Origin of the sequence: Asanoa hainanensis (assembly GCF_900188485.1) — a bacterium.
Classification (GTDB): Bacteria; Actinomycetota; Actinomycetes; order Mycobacteriales; family Micromonosporaceae; genus Asanoa; species Asanoa hainanensis.
This window is the reverse complement of sequence record NZ_FZPH01000002.1, coordinates 109,869-123,115: the sequence shown is the minus strand read 5'-3', so window position 1 is coordinate 123,115 and position 13,247 is coordinate 109,869. Positions and strand designations below refer to the sequence as shown.

At 71.9% G+C, this 13,247-nt stretch carries 11 protein-coding genes; 5 read left to right on the top strand and 6 right to left on the bottom strand.

The window, feature by feature from the left end; genetic code table 11:
- Window positions 1-8: 8 nt before the first annotated feature.
- Together CHC05_RS04420 and CHC05_RS04415 are read right to left on the bottom strand one after the other, a co-directional pair.
- Window positions 9-1,484, bottom strand: coding sequence for an NAD(P)H-hydrate dehydratase (locus CHC05_RS04420; RefSeq protein WP_089244967.1), 1,476 nt, complete (start codon window positions 1,482-1,484; stop codon window positions 9-11).
- Window positions 1,481-1,849 carry a holo-ACP synthase gene (locus CHC05_RS04415; protein WP_089244965.1) on the bottom strand — a complete coding sequence of 123 codons (369 nt, stop codon included), beginning with the start codon at window positions 1,847-1,849 and terminating at the stop codon, window positions 1,481-1,483. Before CHC05_RS04415 ends, CHC05_RS04420 begins: the two co-directional genes overlap by 4 nt.
- Before the next feature lie 148 nt (window positions 1,850-1,997).
- On the opposite strand from CHC05_RS04415, the gene CHC05_RS04410 reads away from it, so the two are divergent.
- Window positions 1,998-2,279 (top strand): hypothetical protein, encoded by a 282-nt coding sequence (locus CHC05_RS04410; protein WP_089244963.1) that lies wholly within the window; start codon window positions 1,998-2,000, stop codon window positions 2,277-2,279.
- A 10-nt stretch (window positions 2,280-2,289) separates the two neighbouring features.
- Entirely contained in the window at window positions 2,290-3,900 is a 1,611-nt protein-coding gene (locus CHC05_RS04405; RefSeq protein WP_245870656.1) for an alpha/beta hydrolase, read from the top strand.
- Between the two features lie 1,295 nt (window positions 3,901-5,195).
- On the opposite strand, the gene glmS is transcribed toward CHC05_RS04405, so the two are convergent.
- Window positions 5,196-7,094: a glutamine--fructose-6-phosphate transaminase (isomerizing) gene (gene glmS / locus CHC05_RS04400; RefSeq protein WP_089244959.1), complete on the bottom strand. Its 1,899-nt coding sequence runs from the start codon at window positions 7,092-7,094 to the stop codon at window positions 5,196-5,198.
- Between the two features lie 898 nt (window positions 7,095-7,992).
- Between glmS and CHC05_RS04390 the strand changes: the two genes are divergently transcribed.
- Window positions 7,993-9,177 carry an MmpS family transport accessory protein gene (locus tag CHC05_RS04390; RefSeq protein ID WP_144022474.1) on the top strand — a complete coding sequence of 395 codons (1,185 nt, stop codon included), beginning with the start codon at window positions 7,993-7,995 and terminating at the stop codon, window positions 9,175-9,177.
- 5 nt (window positions 9,178-9,182) lie between these two features.
- Here the strand turns inward: CHC05_RS04390 and CHC05_RS04385 are convergent, their stop codons facing one another.
- Both CHC05_RS04385 and CHC05_RS04380 read right to left on the bottom strand, forming a co-directional pair.
- Window positions 9,183-9,947, bottom strand: coding sequence for an ABC transporter permease (locus CHC05_RS04385; protein ID WP_089244953.1), 765 nt, complete (start codon window positions 9,945-9,947; stop codon window positions 9,183-9,185).
- Window positions 9,944-10,861 (bottom strand): ATP-binding cassette domain-containing protein, encoded by a 918-nt coding sequence (locus CHC05_RS04380; protein ID WP_089244951.1) that lies wholly within the window; start codon window positions 10,859-10,861, stop codon window positions 9,944-9,946. Before CHC05_RS04380 ends, CHC05_RS04385 begins: the two co-directional genes overlap by 4 nt.
- Window positions 10,862-10,928: 67 nt before the next feature.
- Here CHC05_RS04380 and CHC05_RS04375 point away from each other — a divergent pair, with 67 nt between their 5' ends.
- Together CHC05_RS04375 and CHC05_RS04370 are read left to right on the top strand one after the other, a co-directional pair.
- Window positions 10,929-11,684, top strand: a complete 756-nt coding sequence (locus CHC05_RS04375) for a TetR/AcrR family transcriptional regulator (protein WP_089244949.1) — start codon at window positions 10,929-10,931, stop codon at window positions 11,682-11,684.
- Window positions 11,681-12,850: a pyridoxal phosphate-dependent aminotransferase gene (locus tag CHC05_RS04370; RefSeq protein ID WP_281257644.1), complete on the top strand. Its 1,170-nt coding sequence runs from the start codon at window positions 11,681-11,683 to the stop codon at window positions 12,848-12,850. Before CHC05_RS04375 ends, CHC05_RS04370 begins: the two co-directional genes overlap by 4 nt.
- On the opposite strand, the gene CHC05_RS04365 is transcribed toward CHC05_RS04370, so the two are convergent.
- The gene (locus CHC05_RS04365; protein ID WP_089244947.1) at window positions 12,847-13,206 is read right to left on the bottom strand and encodes a DoxX family protein; all 360 of its coding nucleotides are present in this window, start codon (window positions 13,204-13,206) and stop codon (window positions 12,847-12,849) included. The genes CHC05_RS04370 and CHC05_RS04365 overlap by 4 nt on opposite strands.
- Window positions 13,207-13,247: the final 41 nt, after the last annotated feature.

Here is a 13,247-nt window from a genome sequence, read left to right as displayed (position 1 = left end):
TGCTCAGCCTACTTGGGGGTAACGACGTTTTCCTGGTCACCCGGGCGGAGGTCGTTGACTACCGGGCGTAGGGCGGCGGCCACGTCGCTGGCGCTGACGGGGCCTTGCCGGGCGGCCTCGCGGCCGGCGAGTCCGTGCAGGTAGGCGGCTGTGACGGCGGCCACCTCCGGGCGCAGGCCACCGGCCAGCAGCGAGCCGAGCAGGCCGGCCAGGACGTCGCCCGTGCCACCGGTGGCCAGGGCCGCACTGCCGGTCGGGTTCGCGTACGCCTGCCCGCTCGGGGTGGCCACGATCGTGCGGTCACCCTTGAGGAGGACCACCGCGTTGGTGTGCGCGGCCAGCCGTTGGGCCGCGGCGACCCGGTCGGGGCCTGGCTCCTCGCCGGCCAGCCGGGCGAACTCGCGGTCGTGCGGCGTCAGCACCAGCGGGGCGCTGCGGCCCCGCATCAGGTCGGCCATGGTGCCGTCGACCAGCAGGTTGAGCGCGTCGGCGTCGAGGACCACCGGCAGGCTGCTGGCCAGCACCGTGCGTACCGCGGTCGCGGCCGCCTCGTCGGTGCCCAGGCCGCTGCCGACCACCCACGCCTGCACCCGACCCGCCTCGGTGATCCGGTCCGTCGCGACGACGCTGGGGTGCGCCTGCACGACGTACTGGCGGGCACCGCCGGCGTAGCGGACCATGCCGGTCGGGCCGGCCAGCGCGCCCCACGTGGACAGGATCGCGGCGCCTGGGTACGTCTTCGAGCCGGTGGCGATGCCGACCACGCCGCGCGTGTACTTCTCGTCGGTCGGGCGGTGCTTCGGCAGCGCGTTGACGATGTCTTTCCGGTCCGGCACGAGGATCGCCGGGTCGGCCATGAGCCACGGGCGCAGGCCGATGTCGACCAGCTCCACCTCGCCGGCCAGCGGTGCGGCCGGGCCGACCACGTGGGCCGGCTTGAGGCAGCCGAAGGTGACGGTGACGTCGGCCTGGACCGCTTTGCCGGGTACGTCGCCGGTGTCGACATCGACGCCGCTGGGCACGTCGACGGCGACGATCGTGGGGCGCTGGCCGTGCCGGCCCCTTCTTCCTTGGGCCTTGTGCAGCGCGGCCGCGGCGCCACTGCGCAGGCCACCCTTGGCGCCGATGCCGACGATGCCGTCGATGATCAGGTCCACCGTGCGCGGCGGCTGCTCGGCGGTGCGGCCACCGCTGTCTTTCAGGGCTTTCAGGCCCGCTTCGTGTACGCGGGCCGGGTCGAGCAGGATCGCCGTGACGGCGGCGCCCCGGTTGGCCAGGATCGCGCCCGCGTAGAGGGCGTCGCCGCCGTTGTTGCCCGCACCGACGAGCAGGGTTACGTGGGCTCCGTACACGTTTCGCAGGATCAGGGCGCAGCGGCGGGCGAGGCCCGCGGCGGCGCGTTGCATCAGGGTGCCCTCCGGGAGGTGGGCCATCAGCGCGTCTTCGGCCGCCCGCACGTCGGCGACCCGCCAGGCTTTCCTCACTGCTCCGCCACCACCATCGCGGAGGCGATGCCACCGTCGTGGGAGAGCGAGAGGTGCCAGCGGTTGACGCCCCGTTCGGCCGCTGCGGCGGCCACCGTGCCGCTCACCGTGAGCCAGGGTCGGCCGTCCGGGTCCGTGACGATCTCGCAGTCGTGCCAGTGCAGGCCGGCGGGGGCGCCGAGCGCCTTGGCCACGGCCTCCTTGGCCGCGAACCGGGCCGCCAGGGACTCCGGTGGGCGCGGGTTGCCGGAGCGGGTGAGGCGCTCCGCCTCGGTGAAGAGTCGGTCGCCGAGCAGCGGTGTGCGGGCCAGTGCCCCCGTGAACCGTTCGACGAGGACCACATCGATCCCGACAGCGACGATCATCGGTCCACCCTATTAGCAATACGTGTACGTGGTGCACAAGCCTTGTGGACAGCGGTGGTTGCCCTGCTCGCTTCGTTGTCCACAGCCTGGCTTTTCCGGTCTCTCGCTGGCTTAGCGTTCCCTCGTTGCTGCTAGGTGGGAGGTTGACGTGGACGGTGACCTGCGGGTCGATCCGGGGCTGTTGCGTGACCGGGCGGCCGAGCTCGACCTGGTGGCTTTCGCTCTCGCGGTCGGCCGCGACGACCTGTGCGTCCCGGCACCGGAGTGGTCTTCTGGGATCGCGCTGGCTTCCTTGGCGGGCGACGTGTCGTCGGCGCTCGGTGCGGTGGCGGCGCGGGTGGCCGGCTCGGGTGGGCTGCTCCGGGATGCCGCGCGCTCCTATGAAGAGGCCGACCTGCGGGCGGCGATCCGGCTGCACCGGGTCGGGTGAGCGTTCCGTGGTGACCTATGCGCAGTTGTGGCGGGCCGACCCGGTGTCGTGGCGCTCGGCGGGTGCGGCCTGGGCCCGGTTGGCGGTCGACGTGGGGCGACGGGCGGCTGAGCTCGGCGCGGTGGCCGGGCGGGTCGCCGACGGGTGGCGGGGCGCGGCCGGCTCGGCGGCCGGCGGTCACGTGCGCGCGCTGCGCGCACCGCTCGACGCCGCGCGGTTGGCGTTCGTCGAGACCGACCAGGTGCTGTCCGGGTTCGCGTCCGCGCTGACCCGGGCTCGCGGGATGCTCGCCTCGGCCGTGGCCGCCGCGGCGCCGGCCCATGTCGAGATCGACCGCACCGGCTACGCGACGCCAGACGTCTCGGTCACGGGGATCGACCGGGTCGCCGCACTGCGGGCGGCCGACCGGGTCGGGACCGGGATCGTCGCGGCGCTGCGGGCGGCGACCGACGCCGACCGCGACACGGCCGCCCACCTCGACCGGCTCGCGTCGGCGGCCGCCGCGGGCTGGCCCACCACGCCGCCCCGGCGCCGCCCGCCGCTCGGTGCGCCGCCGTCGGCCGTCCGGGAGTGGTGGGCGGGGTTGACCTCTTCGGAGCGGCGCTGGCTCCTGGTGCACGAGCCCTTGTTGATCGGTCGCCTCGACGGCGTGCCGGTTGCCGCCCGCGACCGGGCCAACCGCGCCCTGCTCGCGGTCTGGCGGGCCGACCTGGTGCGAGAGCGGGCCGAGGCGGTCCGCACGGCGATGCCCCGCCACGCGGCCGTCTCCGCGAGCCTCCGGTTGGTCGGGCTGATGTCCGGCATCGACGCGGTCTCGGCGAGGTTGGCGGCGGAGACCGGCGAACGGGCCTACCTGATGAGCCTGGTGCCCGGGGGCGACGGTCGGCTGGTGCTCGCCCTGGGCGATCCGGACTCGGCCGACAACGTGCTGGCCTACGTGCCCGGGATGACGGCCGACCTGAGCGCTGTCCGCGACGACCTGTCCCGCACGGAGGCGATGTCCGCGCGGGCGGCCACGGTCGACCCGGCCCAACGCACGTCGACGGTGCTCTGGCTCGACTACGACGCGCCCTCCCACCTTGGCGAGGCCATGTTCGCGGCGAGGGCACACGACGCCGGGCCGACCCTACACCGCTTCGCGGAGGGCCTACGCGCCACCCACTGCGGCGCGCCGGCGCACCAGACGGTGCTGGGGCTGAGCTACGGCTCGCTGACGGTCGGCACGACCGCCGCTTCGAACGGCGGCCTGGCCGCCGACGACCTGATCTTCGTGGGCTCACCGGGCGTCGGCGTCGACCACGCTTCGGCGCTCGGCCTGCCAGCGACCCACGTCTGGTCGAGCACCGCGGCCAACGACCCGATCGCCTACCTGGCACCGGGTTGGCGGGAGCCGTTCAACCGCCTGGGCGCCGAACTGGCCGACCCGTTCGGGCCTGACCTACGCCCGCACCCCAACGAAGACCTGTGGTTCGGCCGCAACCCAAGCCACCCAGCCTTCGGCGCCCAGGTCTTCACGGGCGACCCAGGCGGCCACAGCGGCTACTGGCGCACGAACAACGACGCCCTGACCGACATAGCCCGCATAGCCCTGGGCCCAGAACACCAATCGCACGTGGAATGAGACCCCGACCGCGCCAAACCGCCCGAAAGAGCAGGTGGGACCAGCCCCATCCCGCCGGCGGGCGGCCCGGCCGCAGAGCCGGCCGGCGCCCCCCGGCCCAAGGCGGACCGCGCCCAGCCGCAGAGCCGGCCAGCCCCCCAAGGCGGACCGCACCCAGCGCCAAGCGGGCTGGTCAGAACGCGGCAAGGCCGCACGGCCCAGAACCCGGCAAGGCCGAGCGGGCCACAACCCGGCAAGGCCTTAGACGAGTAAGTCCGAAGTACCCGCCGAAGCACGGGTTCCTGCGGGCACCCACCCGTTCCGAGCCGGGCGGGTTCGGAGCGCCGTCACCGACCCGCCTCGACGCTCCCAGATGGCCATGCACCCATTTCCGGGTGGACCGGGTTCCGTGCCGCGAGGGCGTGTCGCAGGGTCTCGATGACTGCCTCATGTGGAGCTCTGGGGACGGCCACGGCCATCCGGAGCCGCGTCGCTCATGATCGTGTGCGCCTCATCGGTATCCCGACACCCCGACCGCATGATCGGGTGTGTCTGATCGGGTCGCCGCACGGCGTGTCGACCAGATCAGACACACCCGATCACTCACTCCATCGCTGATCTCCCAGATGTCGCACACCCGATTACGGCCAGCCGTGGCATCTGCCGGGCCGGCCCAACTGACACACGAGCGGTATGGCCTGTGCAGACCGCGATCAGCGTGCTCGGCGCGGACACCGATCGACTTCGGACCAACTCGCGCCAGTCAGAAGCCGGTCAGGCGCTCGGGCCGGCCATGGCCGGACCGTTCAGGACCTCGATACCGGTCGGTGCCTGCTCGGGCCCGGGCCGGTCGGTCAAGCCTTTCAAGGCCGGGGCCTCGGCTTGGACACCAGACCAGGCCGGACCGGTCAACGCCGGGCCAAACGGGGGCCGAGCGGACCAGGCCAAGCCGGGGCCGAGCGGACCGGGCCGGGGCCGAGCGAACCGAGCCAGGCCGGGCCGGGGCTTCATGGCCGGCTGGTTAGAGCTGGTCGTCGCCGATCCAGACGGATGTGGCCGGATCCGGGCGGGCTGTCGCCAGCCCTGACATTCAGGCTTTGCCACCTGCCCAGTCGCCCGGATCGGTGAAACGCCGCTGCTCCAGCGGCGGGCCGCAGATCTAGGGATTTGGTTGCTCCCGCAGCAGCAATCAAATCCCTGGATCTCGGGCACGCGAGCCACCGCGGACCTGGCAGCGCAGCGGAGCGGAGCGGTCTCCGGGAGCATCGGTCATGACCACCGCGAGCCCGGGAAATGATCGGCTCTCGTTGTCTGGCTTACTCGACCGTCACCGACTTTGCCAGGTTGCGCGGCTGGTCGACGTCGTGGCCGCGGGCCGAGGCGATTTCGCAGGCGAGCACCTGGAGCGGGACCGTCGTGACCAGCGGGGCCAGCAGGGTTGGGGTGCGGGGCACGTAGATCAGGTGGTCGGCGTAGGGCACGACCGCCTCGTCGCCGTCTTCGGCGATCACGATGGTGCGGGCGCCGCGGGCGCGGACTTCCTGGATGTTCGAGACGATTTTGTCGTGGAGCATGCCTCGGCCCGCCGGGGACGGTACGACGCAGACGACCGGGGTGCCGTGGTCGATCAGGGCGATCGGGCCGTGCTTGAGCTCGCCGGCCGCGAAGCCCTCCGCGTGGATGTAGGCGAGCTCCTTGAGCTTGAGGGCGCCCTCGAGGGCGACCGGATAGCCCACGTGGCGGCCGATGAACAGGATCGTGCCGGCGCTGGCGAGCTCGCGGGCCAGCTCGCGGACCGGGTCCATGCGGCCGAGCAGGGTACGCAGCTTGTCGGGCATCTCCTGGAGCTGCCCGACGACGGCGCCGACCTCGTCGGCGTACTTGATGCCGCGGACCTGGGCCAGGTGCAGGCCGATCAGGTAGCAGGCCACGACCATGGTCAGGAACGCCTTGGTCGAGGCGACCGCGATCTCCGGGCCGCCGTGGGTGTAGAGCACGGCGTCGGACTCGCGCGGGATGGTCGAGCCGTTGGTGTTGCAGATGGCGAGCACTCGGGCCTTCTGGTCCTTGGCGTGCCGCAGGGCCATCAGGGTGTCCATGGTCTCGCCGGACTGGGAGATCGCCACGACCAGGGTGGAGCGGTCGAGCACCGGGTCGCGGTAGCGGAACTCGCTGGCCAGCTCGACCTCGCAGGGGATGCGGGTCCAGTGCTCGATCGCGTACTTGGCGACGAGCCCGGCGTGGTAGGCGGTGCCGCAGGCGACGATGAAGATCTTGTCGACGTCGCGCAGGTCCTGGTCGGTGAGGCGCACCTCGTCGAGGCGGATCTCGCCCTGCTCGGTCAGCCGGCCGATCAGGGTCTCGGCGATCGCCTGGGGCTGCTCGGCGATCTCCTTGAGCATGAAGTAGTCGTAGCCGCCCTTTTCGGCCGCCGACGCGTCCCAGTCGATGTGGAAGTCGCGGCCGGCCGCGGGGACGCCGCCGAAGTCGGTGATCTCGATGGCCTCGGGGGTGATCAGCACGACCTGGTCCTGGCCGAGCTCGATCGCCTCCCGGGTGTGCTCGATGAACGCCGAGACGTCGCTGGCCAGGAAGTTCTCGCCGTCGCCGCGACCGACCACGAGCGGCGAGTTGCGCCGGGCCGCCGCGACGGCGCCGGGCGTCCCGGCGTCGGTCGCGAGCAGCGTGAACGCGCCCTCCAGCCGGCGGCAGACACGGCGCATCGCCTCGGCGAGCGCCTGCGGACGGCCGATGCCCGGGTTCTCCAGGTGCACGGCGGCGAGCGCGATCTCCATCAGGTGCGCCGCGACCTCGGTGTCCGTGTCGCTGGCGAACTCGATGCCGGTCGCCTCCAACTCGGCCCGCAGCGCCGCGAAATTCTCGATGATGCCGTTATGGATGACCGCGACCCGGCCGTTGCGCGACAGGTGTGGGTGCGCGTTGCGGTCCGTCGGGCCGCCGTGGGTCGCCCACCGGGTGTGGCCGATCGCGGTGGTGCCGCTGCCGATGTGGGTTTCGGTGGAGTCGGCCGGGCGCTCCGAGAGGGCCTTCTCGAGGTTGGCGAGCTTGCCCGCGCGCTTCTCGGTCAGCAGGCAGTCGGCGCCGACCACAGCGACGCCGGCCGAGTCGTAGCCGCGGTATTCGAGCCGCCGCAGCCCGTCGAGCACGATGCCGAGCGCCGGTCGGGCGCCCACGTAACCCACGATTCCACACATGAGCCAGACTCTAGCCGAAATTCGCTCATGCTGCGTGCGCGAAAGTGTGCCTATCAATCATCCGACATGAGCAATGCATCGTGTACGTTCCGTGCCCGCCGACTAGGGTTATTGGCCCGGTCGAGACGGCCCGTTGTGGACCGCAACCGGTACTGTCGGCCCGTATCGCCTCGGTCAGGCCGATCCGCCGTTTGACGGCTTTCCGCTTGTCCGTGGCCTCGGTTTCGGGGACGCTCGACGGCGTCCCGCGCCGTGGGTCGCCGCCCATGGCCGCCCCTCGCTTGGAGCGCAGATGAGCCGTCCCACCTCCCCCGAGCCCGACGAATCGGGAGACGGCGAGCACGCACCGGATAAGACCGCGGCCTATCCGCCTCCGCCTCCGTTCCCGTCGACCACCCCGGCACCGCCGTCGCCGTCCGCGGACGCCGAAGCGACCGAGCCGTTGAGCCCGGCCGAACCGCCGGCGTCGGCCAGCCCGCCCGCGCCCCCGGCTCCGCCGGCGCCGCGAGCCCCCGAGCCCGAGGCAACCGAAGCGCTGACCGTGGCCGGACCTGCGGCGTCGGCAAGCCCAGCGCCATCAGCCGGCACGGCTCCGCCGGCCAGCTCCGCGCCGCCGGTCAGCCCAACGCCACCGGTTAGCTCGGCCCCGCCGGCCAACTCCGCGCCGCCGCCTTCGGACAGCCCAGCTTGGCCAACGCCGCCGGTCAGCTCGGCGCCGCCGGTCAGCTCGGCGCCGCCGGTCAGCTCGGCGCCGCCGGTCAGCTCGGCGCCGCCGGCGCCTTCGGGTAGCCCGGCTTGGCCTACGCCGCCTGGTGGCTCCGCGCCGGCCGTCAGCTCCGCTCCGCCGGCTGGGTCCGTGCCGTCCGCGAACTACCCGCCTGCTGGTGGGGCGGCGCCCGTGTCGGGGTTCACCCTGCCGCCTGCGGTCTCGGCTGACGCGCCCCCGGCGCCGGCGCCCGCCGGCGATGCCGGAGCGACCGCGCCCCTGCCGCCCGCAGCGGCCGACGCACCCCGCCCGCCCGCGCCCGCCGCAGACGGAGGCCCGGCCGCGCCGCGCCCGCCGTCCTTCGGTGGCCAGCCGACCGCCCCGCTGCCGCCGCCTACCGCCCCGCTTCCCAGTGCCCACGCCACCCCGCCGCGCGGTGGGACGCCGACCTTCACCCCCGGATCCGCCCCGGTCTACCCGATGGCGCCCACCGGTAGTCCGGTCGGCTACCCCTCCAGCGCCCCGCCCGGCTACTCGAACGAGACCCCGCCGGGCGGCTCGTACCCGAAGACCTCACCACTGCCCCCTGGTGCCGGGCCAGATCCGTACCACCCTGGCGAGCCGAGTCCTTACGCCCGGCCGCCGGGTACGCCGGCGGACGCCCCGTTCGCTCCCCCGGACGCCGCCGCGGCGAGTGGTCCGCCTCCGGCCAACCCTTACGCCCCGCCGCCGGTGTCCGGTGCCGGGAGCCCCTACGGCTACCCGCAGCCGAACACACCCGGGTACGGGCCCAGTGCGCCGTACAACCCGTACAACGCGGCTCCGGTCTATGACCAGCCCGTCAAGAAGAAGCGGAGCAACGGCCCGATCATCGCGCTGGTCATCGTGCTCGCGCTGCTCTTCTGTGGCGGAGCGGCCACCGCGGGTGCCCTGCTGATCGCCAACGCCGGCAACGACGACGATCCCGTCGCCACCCAGCCGACCAACCCGGCCCTCCCCGACCCGGACCCGGCAGACCCGATCGACCCGGCGCCGACCGTCGAGCCCGACGATCCGCAGGGCCTGCCGACCGGACTGCCCGGTCTGCCCGGGGTCGCCGGCAAGACCGTCGTCTACGAGGTCACCGGCGAAGGACGCGCGGACATCACGTACGTCGACGACCTTGCCGGCGACACCCGGGAGTTGAAGAACCAGAAGCTGCCGTGGAAGCACCAGTTCACCAGCACCGAGGGATCGTTGCTGTTGACCGTGAGCGCTACCCGGGCCGACGGTGACAACGACGGCGTCGGTTGCCGCATCACCGTCGACGGCAAGGAGTCCGCCCGGAACGACGGCAGCATCATCGGCGCCTTCTGCATCGGGACGATCTTCGACTAGACGAGCTAGGCAGTGCGGCGGCGGAAGAGCACCGCCGCCCAGGTGAACGCCACCAGGGTGATGCCGCCGAACCACAGCAGGGCGATCCACCAGCTCGAGCCGATCGGCGTGCCCATCAGCAGGCCCCGCGTCGTCTCGACGATCGGCGTGATCGGTTGGTGCTCGGCGACGCCGCGCAGCCAGGTGGGCAGGGTGTCGACCGGCACGAACGCGCTCGACACGTACGGCAGGAAGGTGATCGCGAAGGTCGCGCCGCCCGCCGCGTCCACGGTGCGCACGAGCAGGCCCAGGCACGCGGCGAGCCACGAGATCGACAGCATGAACAGCGCCAGGAACCCGATGGCCGCCAGCCAGTCGGCCACGCCCGCCGCCGGTCGCCAGCCGATCAGCAGGCCGACGCCGATCACCAGCGCCATCGCGACCAGGTTGCGGACCACGCTGGCCACGACGTGTCCGGTGAGGACGGCCGAGCTCGCCACCGGCATGGACCGGATGCGGTCGATCAGGCCGCCGACCATGTCGTGGGTGACGCTGACCGCGGTGGTCGAGGCCCCGAACCCGGCACACAGGATGATGATCCCGGGTACGACGTAGTTGACGTACGCCGTGCCCGAGTTGATCGCACCGCCGAAGATGTAGACGAAGATCAGCATCAGCATGATCGGCAGCATGACCGCCATCAGCAGCGCCTCGACGTTGCGGGCGGAGATGCGCAGGCTGCGGCCGATCATCGCGAACGAGTTGTCGATCGCCCAGTACGCGCTGGTCATCGCGGGCCACCTCCGGTCAGGGCGAAGAACACGTCGTCGAGGGTGGGCCGGTGGATGGCGACCTTGTCGACGGGCGCGCCGATCTTGTCCATCCGGTCGAGCAACTCGCGCACCTCGGCCGCGGTGCCGCTGGTCGCGACGGTCACCGACGTGGCAGTCGAAGCGACGGGATCGAGATCCGCGACCGCCAACGCGACCGAGGAGGCGGACGCGAACGTCAGCGAGACCCGCTCCCCGCCGACCCGCACCTTCAGCGAGTCGGCGGTCCCTTCGGCCACCGCCACCCCGTGGTCGATCAGCATGATGCGGTCGGCCAACTGGTCGGCCTCCTCCAGGTACTGCGTGGTCAGGAAGATCGTCGAGCCACCGGAAGCGAGCTCGCGCACGAACGACCACATCTGCTGCCGGCTACGCGGGTCGAGGCCCGTGGTCGGCTCGTCCAGGAAGATCACCGGCGGCTCGGTGACCAGGCTCATCGCCAGGTCGAGGCGGCGCCGCATGCCACCCGAGTACGTCTTGACGAGCTTCCCCCCGGCCTCGGCGAGGTCGAACCGCTCCAAAAGCGACACGGCCCGCCGCCGCGCCGCCGACCGACCGAGCCGCCGCAGCCGGCCGACCATGACCAGGTTCTCCCGGCCGGTCTGCAGCTCGTCGACCGCCGCGTACTGCCCGGTCAGGCTGATCTTCTGGCGCACCTCGAACGCCGAGGTCACCACGTCGTGCCCGACCACCGAAGCCCGCCCGGCGTCGGGCCGGACCAGCGTCGCGAGGATCCGCACCAGCGTCGTCTTGCCGGCACCGTTCGGACCCAGCAAGCCGAACACGGTGCCCGCCGGCACGGCGAGGTCGATGCCGGTCAACACCTGTTGCGCACCGTACGACTTCGAAACTCCCTGGACCTGGATCGCGTCCACGCCCTCCCCCAACTGTTTATGGCCTACGCTAATTGGTTTAGGCTATACGCAGTTTTAGGATGAAGCAATGCCTGAACTCCCGCCCGGCGTCGACGTGCTGTGGGGACGCCGCGAGCCCGCCAAACGCGGCCCGCGCCCCAATCTCAGCATCGAGCAGATCGTCGACGCCGCCATCGAGATCGCGTCGGCCGAAGGGCTCGGGCCCCTCTCGATGAACCGCGTGGCCGAGAAGCTGGGCAAGTCGGCGATGTCGCTCTATCGCTACGTCCGCACCAAGGACGAGCTGCTCCAGGTGATGACCGACGTCTGCGCGGTCAAGAACGCCCCGCCGGAACCCGACGACGACGCGGGCTGGCGACCCAACCTGGAGCGCTGGGCGTACGAGCTCGTCGGGCTCTACCGGCGGTTCCCGTGGGTGCTGCACGTGCCGCTCGGCCCGACTCCGCCGGTCGGTCCCGGCCAGCTCACCTGGCTCGACCGGGGCCTGGGCTGCTTCCGCCGCACGAACGTACCCTCGGAGCTCCGGCTCGGCGTCGTGATGCTCTTGCTGATCTTCATCCGCGGCCAGGTCCGCATGGCGCAGGAGGTCAACCAGGGCGCGGCGGGTGCGGCCCTGGGCTATCCCGCGTACGGCGAGATGCTCCGCCTGGTGGTCGACAAGGACCAGCTCCCCGACCTCGCCCGCCTCGTCGACGAGGGCATGTTCGACGACCCCGAAGAGGGAATGAGCGAGCAGGAGTTGGACATGGAGGTCCGGTTCGGCCTCACCATGATTTTCGACGGCATCGAGCGTCTGGTCGCCGGCTACGAGGAGGAACAGTGACGGACCCGCTGGTCGCGCGGATGCGCCCGTTCGGCACCACGATCTTCGCGGAGATGTCCGCGCTCGCCGTGCGGACCGGCGCCGTCAACCTGGGCCAGGGCTTCCCGGACACCGACGGTCCCAAGGAGATGCTCGACGCCGCCGCCGAGGCGATCCACAACGGAGCCAACCAGTACCCGCCCGGCCCCGGCATTCCGGCTCTGCGAGCTGCGATCAGCGCGCACCAGCAAAGGTTCTGGGGTCTCGACTACGACCCCGACGGCGAGGTGCTGGTCACGGCCGGCGCCACCGAGGCGGTCGCGGCGACGATCCTGGCCCTGTGCGAGCCCGGCGACGAGGTGGTCTGCTTCGAGCCCTACTACGACTCGTACGCGGCGGCGATCGCGCTCGCGGGTGCGGTGCGCCGGCCGGTGACGCTGCGTCCCGGCGCCGACGGCCACTACACCGTGGACCCCGACGAGCTGCGTCGCGCGTTCGGTCCGCGTACCCGGATGGTGCTGTTGAACTCCCCGCACAACCCGACGGGCAAGGTCTTCACGCGCGACGAGCTGGCCCTCGTCGCGGAGTTGTGCCAGGCGCACGACGTCTACGCGGTGACCGACGAGGTCTACGAGCACCTGGTCTTCACGGACGCCGCGACGCCGCACGTGCCGCTGGCGACCCTGCCCGGCATGCGCGAGCGCACGCTGCGGATCTCGTCGGCCGGCAAGACGTTCTCCTGCACCGGATGGAAGATCGGCTGGGCCAGCGGTCCGCGCGACCTGGTGTCGGCGGTGCTGCGGGTCAAGCAGTTCCTGACGTTCGTCAACGGCTCGCCGTTCCAGCCGGCGGTCGCGATCGCGCTCGGCCTGCCCGACCACTACTTCAGCGAGTTCCGCGCCGGCCTGCAGGCACAGCGCGACCTGCTCGTCGCCGGCCTGCGGGACGCCGGCTTCGGCGTGCTGCTCCCGGAGGGCACCTACTTCGTCACGGCAGACATCACGCCGTTGGGCGGCACCGACGGGGTGGAGTTCTGTCGGTCGCTGCCGGAGCGCTCGGGCGTCGTGGCGGTGCCGACCCAGGTGTTCTACGACCACGAGGACGCCGGCCGCCGGCTGGTCCGGTTCGCCTTCTGCAAACGGCCGGCCGTCCTCAACGAAGCGGTCGCCCGCCTCAGGAAAAACTAGAACCGGCCCCACGCCACCACGGCGGCCAGCACGAGCAGCACCAGGTTGGCGATCACCATCGGCGTCTCGCGGCGGCGGCCGTGCACCACAATCGCGCCGATCATCAGCAGCACGATGCCGACCGCGGCCAGCGGCACGAGGATCTCGGCGACGCCGAACAGCGCCGGCAGGACCAGACCGAGGCCGGCGAGGAAGTCCAGCGCGCCGATCGCCTTGACGGCGTTGGGTGAGAAGCCCTCGGTCCAACCCAGACCGGTCTCGATCAGCTTCTCTTTCGGCTGGAGCATCTTCATCAGACCGGCACCGACAAAGGCGATGGCGAGCACGATCGCGATGATCCAGAGAACGACATTCATGGGGGGTGTCCGATCTCCTAAAAGTTGAATCGTCAACTAAA

What these genes read in the sequence shown, in the direction of transcription:
- glmS (WP_089244959.1), bottom strand. Translation starts at nt 7,094, where the DNA reads ATGTGTGGAATCGTGGGTTACGTGGGCGCCCGACCGGCGCTCGGCATC.
- CHC05_RS04385 (WP_089244953.1), bottom strand. Translation starts at nt 9,947, where the DNA reads ATGACCAGCGCGTACTGGGCGATCGACAACTCGTTCGCGATGATCGGC.
- CHC05_RS04365 (WP_089244947.1), bottom strand. Translation starts at nt 13,206, where the DNA reads ATGAATGTCGTTCTCTGGATCATCGCGATCGTGCTCGCCATCGCCTTT.
- CHC05_RS04415 (WP_089244965.1), bottom strand. Translation starts at nt 1,849, where the DNA reads ATGATCGTCGCTGTCGGGATCGATGTGGTCCTCGTCGAACGGTTCACG.
- CHC05_RS04375 (WP_089244949.1), top strand. Translation starts at nt 10,929, where the DNA reads ATGCCTGAACTCCCGCCCGGCGTCGACGTGCTGTGGGGACGCCGCGAG.